This window comes from Micromonospora sp. S4605 (assembly GCF_003176715.1).
GTDB lineage: Bacteria > Actinomycetota > Actinomycetes > Mycobacteriales > Micromonosporaceae > Micromonospora > Micromonospora echinaurantiaca.
Window position 1 is genome coordinate 1 of sequence record NZ_QGSW01000305.1, and the last position, 6,315, is coordinate 6,315.

A 6,315-nucleotide genomic window follows, 5' to 3' on the forward strand; every position below is an offset into this window, starting at 1 on the left:
CCTCACCCCGACCGACGAACGGCCGCCGGCCAGCCGGCCCCGGTCGGCGGCCCAGAACCGGCCGGTGGGCCAGGACCGGTCGGCGGGCCAGGGCAGGCTGCGGGGCGGAGGCCGGTCGGCGGCCCGGAGCAGGTCGCGGGGCGGGCGCCGGCGGTCACGGGGCCGGCAGGCCGGCGGCCGTTCGTCGGTCGGGGTGAGGAGCTTGGCCAGCTGCGGCAGGCAGCCGAGCGGGTCGTCCAGCGCGGCCGGCCCGCGCTCGCGCTGGTCTCCGGTGACGCCGGCGCCGGCAAGACAGCGCTCGCCGACGCGCTCGCCCGCCACCTGTCCGCCGCCGGCTGGACGACCGCGTGGGGCCGCAGCCCCGAGTACGAAGGTGCCCCCGTCGCCGGACCGTGGACCCAGCTCACCGACGCCCTCACGGCAGCCGTCGGGTCTCCCGAGCCGGCGGGGACCGGGCCCGGCGCACCGGCGCAGACCGGGCCCGGACCGGCGCCGACCGGGCAAGGAGCACCGGCGACCCCACCGGCCGGCGGTCCACCCCCGGCGGGCGGCGTCCCGGAGCCCGGTCCGGACCGGGTCGAGGACCCGGTGGCGCGCCGGTTCCGGCTGCACCGGGCCGTCGCCGCGCTGGTGACCGCGGCCGCCGTCAGGGCGCCGGTGCTGCTGGTCGTCGACGATGTGCACCGCGCCGACCCGGACACCCTGGACCTGCTGACCGCCCTGGTCGGCGAGCCCGAACCGGTCACCGGGCCGGTGCTGGTCGTCGGCACGTACCGGGCCGGCGAGATCGGTCCCGAGCTGACCGCGGCGTTGGCCCGGGTGGCCCGGACCGAGCCGGTCCGGGTCTACCTGGGCGGGCTCGCCGAGCCGGCGACCGGCGAGCTGACCCGCGCGGTCGCCGGGCCGGACCTCGACCCCGCCGCGGTGCACCTGATCCACCAGCGCAGCGGCGGGAACCCGTTCTTCGTCCGGGAACTGGCGCGGCTGCTCGCCGCCGAGGGTGACGCGGCGCTGCGCGAGGTGCCCGCCGGGGTGCGGGACGTCATCCGGCACCGGCTGGGCCGGCTGCCGGACGCCGCGCAGACCGTACTGCGCCAGGCCGCCGTCCTCGGCCGCGACGTCGACCCGGAGGTGCTGGCCGCGCTGAACGGTGACCCGGCGACCGTGCTCGACGCGCTGGACCACGCCCTGCACGCCGGCTTTCTCACCGAGCACGGAGCCGACGGGCAGTTGCGGTTCACCCACATCCTGGTGCGGGACACGCTCTACCGCGACCTGTCCGCGCCGCGCCGCGCCGGATGGCACGCCGCCGCCGGTGCGGCCGTCGAACGGCTGCACCCGGAGGACGTCGCCACCCTGGCGCACCACTTCACCCACGCCGCCGGCCGGGCCACCGCGCCGCGCGCCGCGCGCTACGCCCGGGCCGCCGCCGAGCAGGCCGAACGCCGGTTCAGCCCGCACGAGGCGGCCCGGCTGTGGCGACAGGCGGTCGCCGCCCACGACCGGGCGGGCGGCGCCGACGTACGCGGGCGGCTGGCGGCCGTGATGGGTCTGGGCCGGGCGCTCGCCGTCACCGGTCACCTCGACGAGGCCCGCCGGCTCCGGTCCGGCGCGCTCGCCACCGCCGCCCGGCTCGACGACCCCGACCTGACCACCCGCCTGCTGACCGCGTACGACGTGCCCGCCAGCTGGACCCGCAACGACGACGAGCAGCTCTCCCGGCAACTGGTCCGGGCCGTCGAGCGGGCGCTGGCCGCACCCGGCGGGACCGGGCCGGAACGGCGCAGCCGGCTGTTGAGCACCCTCGCCCTGGAGTTGCGCGGCACCACCACCGACCGGGGCCGGTCGGCGGCCGACGAGGCGGAGGCCATCGCCCGCCAGTTGGCGGACCCGGGGCTGCTGGCGGTCGCGCTGAACGCCCGCTACCTGCACACCTTCGCCCGCACCGGCCTCGCGGCCGAACGCGCCCGCATCGGCGCCGAACTGGTCGACCTGGCCGCCCGGCACGAGCTGGTGAGCTTCGAGGTCCTCGGTCACCTCGTCCTGCTCCAGGCGCACTGCGCGCTCGCCGACCTCGCCGCCGCGGACGCCCACGCCGGCGCCGCCGACCGCCTCGCGGAGCGGTACGACCTGCCGCTGGTCGGCGTCCTCACCGACTGGTACGCGGCCCTGCGGCTGGCCGTGGACGGGCAACCGGCCGCCGCGGAGGTCCGGTACCGCGCCGCCCAGGCCCGCCTCGCCGGCAGCGGGATGCCCGGCATGGAGCAGGGGCTGCTCGCCCTGGCGCTGCTCTGCCTGCGGCTGACCGGGCCGGACGACGAGGCGGGTCGGCCGGCCGCCGGAGCGGGCGAACCAGGGGACCCGGACGACTGGGCGGGCTGGGACTTCGGGCCGTACCAGCCGTGGGCCCGGCCGCTGGTGCTGCTCCGGGCCGGCCGCCGCGACGAGGCCGCCGAGGCGCTGCGTGCCCTGCCGGAGTCGCCGCACGACCTGCTCCGCGAGGCCCGGCTCTGCCTCGCCGCCCGTGCCGCGCTCGCCCTCGACGAGAAGGCCACCATGCGGTACGCCTACGCCGAACTGCTTCCCGCCGCCGGCGAGCTGGCCGGGGCGGGCAGCGGCGTGCTCAGCCTCGGCCCGGTGGCCCGGCACCTCGGTGACCTCGCCGCCGCCCTCGGCCACCCCGAGCGGGCCGCCGCGCACCACGAGACGGCCCGGGCGGTCGCGGTCCGGGCGGCCCGGCACGGGTGACGGGCCTCCCGCCGGGTGCGGACTCAGCCGAGGGTCGCGCCGGCCGTCCCGCCGGGCGCGTCGCCGGCCCGGGCGAGCACCGTGCCGTCCGGCGCCCAGATCGCCGACCCGCCGGCCGCCTCGGCGTACCCGCCGCCGGTCGACCCGGCGAAGCTGGCCACCGCCACGTGCACCCGGTGCGTGGTGGCGATCCGGTGCGCCCGCTCCGCGACGACCACCGCGTCCCGGGCGTGCTCCAGGACACCCGCGACGTAGCCGTCGACGCCGAGCGCCACGGTCCGCGCCGCGTGCTCCGCGATCCCGGTGTCCCGGCAGATCGCCAGCCCCAGCCGCCAGCCGTCCACCGTCAGCACCGCCGGCGCCGGCCCGGGGGAGAAGCGCTCGCCCTCCGCCCCACCGGGCCACATCTTCCGGTACGCCACCCGCGCCCCGGTGCCGTCCACGGCCAGCATGGCGATGTGGTCACCGCGTACCGGGGCACCCGCCAGAGCCAGCGTGCCGGTGTCGGCGCACGCCTCGACCAGTGGCCCGAGCCGAGGGTCGTCGACGTCCACCGGCGGGGCGTCCAGCAGGTAGCCGGTCAGCGAGAGCTCGGGGAAGACCACCACCCGGGCGTCCGCCGCGCGGACCGTCGCGGCGTGCGTCGCCGCGTTCACCCCGACGTCGTACGCCACACAGGGCGGCTGCGCGACGACGATGCGCAACGGCGTACGCATGGCGGCTCCTCTCCACGACGGACCCGCAGGATAGGCGGCGACCCTGTGGTTTTCCGCACCCCGGCCGGTGCGGACCGCCCGCCGGGATCGACGGCCGGCCCCATGGCGGGCTCTCAGGAACGGTTCGTAGCGTGTGGGCCATGATTCGTAGCGCGCCGCACGCCCTGCTCGCCGCCACCGGTCAGGCCGAACCACCCCAGGACGGGCTGGTCGGCTACGTCACCGGCCTGGTGGAACGGCTCGGCGGCCCGGGCGCCGGCCTGGCCGTCGCTCTGGAGAACCTGTTCCCGCCGATCCCGAGCGAGGTGATCCTGCCGCTGGCGGGCTTCGTCGCCGGCCAGGGCCGGATGAGCGTGGTCAGCGCGATCTTCTGGACCACCCTCGGCTCGCTGCTCGGCGCGCTCGCGCTCTACTGGATCGGCGCCGCGCTGGGCCGGGAGCGGGTCCGGGCCATCGCGGAACGGCTGCCGCTGGTCAAGCTCAGCGACGTCGACCGGACCGAGGCGTGGTTCCTGAAGCACGGGGTCAAGGCGGTCTTCTTCGGGCGGATGATCCCGATCTTCCGCAGTCTGATCTCCATCCCCGCCGGCGTGGAGCGGATGCCGGTCTGGACCTTCGTCGTCTACACCACGCTGGGCAGCCTGATCTGGAACAGCACCTTCGTGCTCGCCGGCTACCTGCTCGGCGACAACTGGCACCTCGTCGAGGGGTACGTCGGCGCCCTGCAGAACGTCGTCATCGTCGCCTGCGTGGCCGCCCTCGGCTGGTTCGTCGTCTCCCGGCTGCGCCGGCGGGCCAGGGCGGGCGCGGAGCCCGTCGCGCCGCCGCCCGCGCCGCCGGCTGCCGGCGTGCCCGACCCGACCGGGCGGGGCACCATCTACCGCAGCGCCTACACCGACAGCCAGCACAGCGGCTGGGACTACGACGGGGTGCAGTGAACCCGGCGGAGCGGCCCGAGCCCGCGCTGCCGCGCGTGGCCAGCGTGCCGATCGGCGTCGCCGCCGGGATCCTGACCGCCGCCGGTGAACTGCTGTTCCTGGTCGTCGCGGCCGTCGCGGTCGCCGTCGCGGCGGTCGTCCCGCCGGCCCGCCGCCGGGCGCACGCCGCGATCCTGCGGTACGCCGCCGAGCTGGTTCGACTGGAACGCCGCCGGTTGGCCGGCTTCCTCACCGCCGGGGTGGCCCCGGGCGGGCCGGCGACGCGGGGCTGGCGCGACGTCGGCTACCTGGCCGCCCGGCTGTTGCCCGGTGCGCTCGGCGCGCTGGCGTACGGGCTGTTCGCCGTCGGCGTGGTGCTGGCGGTGATCGTGCTGTGGGCCGTGCTGCGCGGCACGCTCGAACCCGCCGACGCCCTGGTGCAGGTCGTCATCGGCGCCGCGCTGCTGCTGGTCAACGTCCAGGCCGTCGCCAGCATCGCGGCGCTGGACGTCCGGCTCGCCCACCGGCTGCTCGGCGCCGGCTCCCGGGCCGAACTGGAACGGCGGGTCCGCGAGCTGACCACCAGCCGCGCCGAGGTCGTCGCCGCCGTGGACGCCGAACGGCAGCGCATCGAACGGGACCTGCACGACGGTCTCCAGCAGCGCCTCGTCGCCCTCGGCATGCTGCTCGGCCGGGCCCGGCGCAGCCGCGACCCCGAGCGTGCCGCCGCCCTGATCGCCCAGGCGCACCAGGATGCCCAGCGGGCCATCGGCGAGCTGCGCGAGGTGGCCTGGCGGGTCTACCCGTCGGCGCTCGACGACGGTGACCTGGGGGAGGTGCTCCGCGTCGTCGCGGACCGCTCCGACATCCCGGTGCGCATCCGGTACGACGTGGCGACCCGCCCCGACCGTCCCGTCGAGACGGTGCTCTACTTCGTGGCCTGCGAGGCGCTCACCAACGCCGCGAAACACGCCGCGGCTAAGCTGATCACCGTGGAGGTCGAGAGTCGGGCGGGGACCATTCGGCTGCGGGTGCACGACGACGGCGTCGGCGGCGCCGACCCCACCGGCGCCGGCCTGACCGGTCTGGCCCGCCGGGTGGCCGCCCTGGACGGCCGGCTGCGGGTGGACAGCCCGGCCGGCGGGCCGACCACGGTGCTCGCGGAGCTCCCGTGCGGATAGTGCTGGCGGAAGACTCGGCGTTGCTGCGAGAAGGGCTGGCCCGGCTGCTCGCCGAGGAGGGGCACGAGGTCGTCGCCGCGGTGGCCTCGGCCGACGAACTGGTCACCGCCGTCGAACGGCACCGACCCGACGTCGTCGTCACCGACGTCCGGATGCCGCCCACCAACACCGACGACGGCCTCCGGTCGGCGCTGGAGATCCGGCGCCGCTGGCCGGCGACCGCGGTCCTGGTGCTCTCCCAGTACGTCGAGCGGCGGTACGCGACGCGGCTGCTGGCCGACCGCCCGGAGGGTGTCGGGTACCTGCTCAAGGACCGGGTCGCCCAGGTCGACGACTTCCTCGACGCCCTCGACCGGGTGGCCACCGGCGCCACGGCGCTGGACCCAGAGGTGGTCCGCCGGGTCCTCGCCGGCGCGGAACCAGCCGATCCGCTGACCCGGCTGACGCCCCGCGAACGGGACGTGCTGCACCACATGGCCCAGGGGCACACGAACGCCACCATCGCCGAACGGCTGCACGTGTCGCAGAGCGCCGTCGAGAAGCACATCAACACGATCTTCGACAAGCTCGACCTGTCGCAGACGTCCGGGTACAGCCGGCGGGTGCTCGCGGTGCTGCGGTACCTGGGCGTCTGACCGGCCCGTCCCACGCTGGCGGGCTGTACCCGCGCCGGGCTGAGTCGTGTCGTTGCGGCTGCCGGTTCGTGCGTTGGCGGGGGTCGGTTGGGGCGCGACCGTCCGCATTGCGGTGGGG

The 6,315-nt window shown here is 77.1% G+C and carries 6 protein-coding genes; 4 read left to right on the top strand and 2 right to left on the bottom strand.

The annotated features are described in order from the left end of the window. On the bottom strand, positions 1-321 hold a 321-nt coding region (locus DLJ47_RS37150), incomplete at its 3' end, for a hypothetical protein (RefSeq protein WP_233258048.1). Here DLJ47_RS37150 and DLJ47_RS27425 point away from each other — a divergent pair. Beyond that, on the top strand, positions 211-2,748 hold the full coding sequence (locus tag DLJ47_RS27425) for an ATP-binding protein (protein ID WP_233258047.1): 2,538 nt from the start codon (positions 211-213) through the stop codon (positions 2,746-2,748). The genes DLJ47_RS37150 and DLJ47_RS27425 overlap by 111 nt on opposite strands. 23 nt (positions 2,749-2,771) lie before the next feature. Here DLJ47_RS27425 and DLJ47_RS27430 read toward each other — a convergent pair whose 3' ends face one another. Next, complete coding sequence (locus DLJ47_RS27430) at positions 2,772-3,464, bottom strand: carbon-nitrogen hydrolase family protein (RefSeq protein WP_109904177.1); 693 nt, start codon at positions 3,462-3,464, stop codon at positions 2,772-2,774. A gap of 140 nt (positions 3,465-3,604) precedes the next feature. Here DLJ47_RS27430 and DLJ47_RS27435 point away from each other — a divergent pair, with 140 nt between their 5' ends. Genes DLJ47_RS27435 through DLJ47_RS27445 form a run of 3 tightly spaced genes read left to right on the top strand, consistent with a single transcriptional unit; the run spans position 3,605 to position 6,197 of the window. Then, the gene (locus DLJ47_RS27435) at positions 3,605-4,402 is read left to right on the top strand and encodes a DedA family protein (RefSeq protein ID WP_109904179.1); all 798 of its coding nucleotides are present in this window, start codon (positions 3,605-3,607) and stop codon (positions 4,400-4,402) included. Next, positions 4,399-5,562 (top strand): sensor histidine kinase, encoded by a 1,164-nt coding sequence (locus DLJ47_RS27440; RefSeq protein ID WP_233258046.1) that lies wholly within the window; start codon positions 4,399-4,401, stop codon positions 5,560-5,562. The genes DLJ47_RS27435 and DLJ47_RS27440 overlap by 4 nt, the downstream gene beginning before the upstream one ends. Next, positions 5,553-6,197 carry a response regulator gene (locus DLJ47_RS27445; RefSeq protein ID WP_199236027.1) on the top strand — a complete coding sequence of 215 codons (645 nt, stop codon included), beginning with the start codon at positions 5,553-5,555 and terminating at the stop codon, positions 6,195-6,197. Before DLJ47_RS27440 ends, DLJ47_RS27445 begins: the two co-directional genes overlap by 10 nt. The last annotated feature ends 118 nt before the right edge of the window (positions 6,198-6,315 follow it).

Excerpts from the sequence above, each read along its gene's own strand:
- DLJ47_RS27435 (WP_109904179.1), top strand. The coding sequence starts at position 3,605 with ATGATTCGTAGCGCGCCGCACGCCCTGCTCGCCGCCACCGGTCAGGCC.
- DLJ47_RS27430 (WP_109904177.1), bottom strand. The coding sequence starts at position 3,464 with ATGCGTACGCCGTTGCGCATCGTCGTCGCGCAGCCGCCCTGTGTGGCG.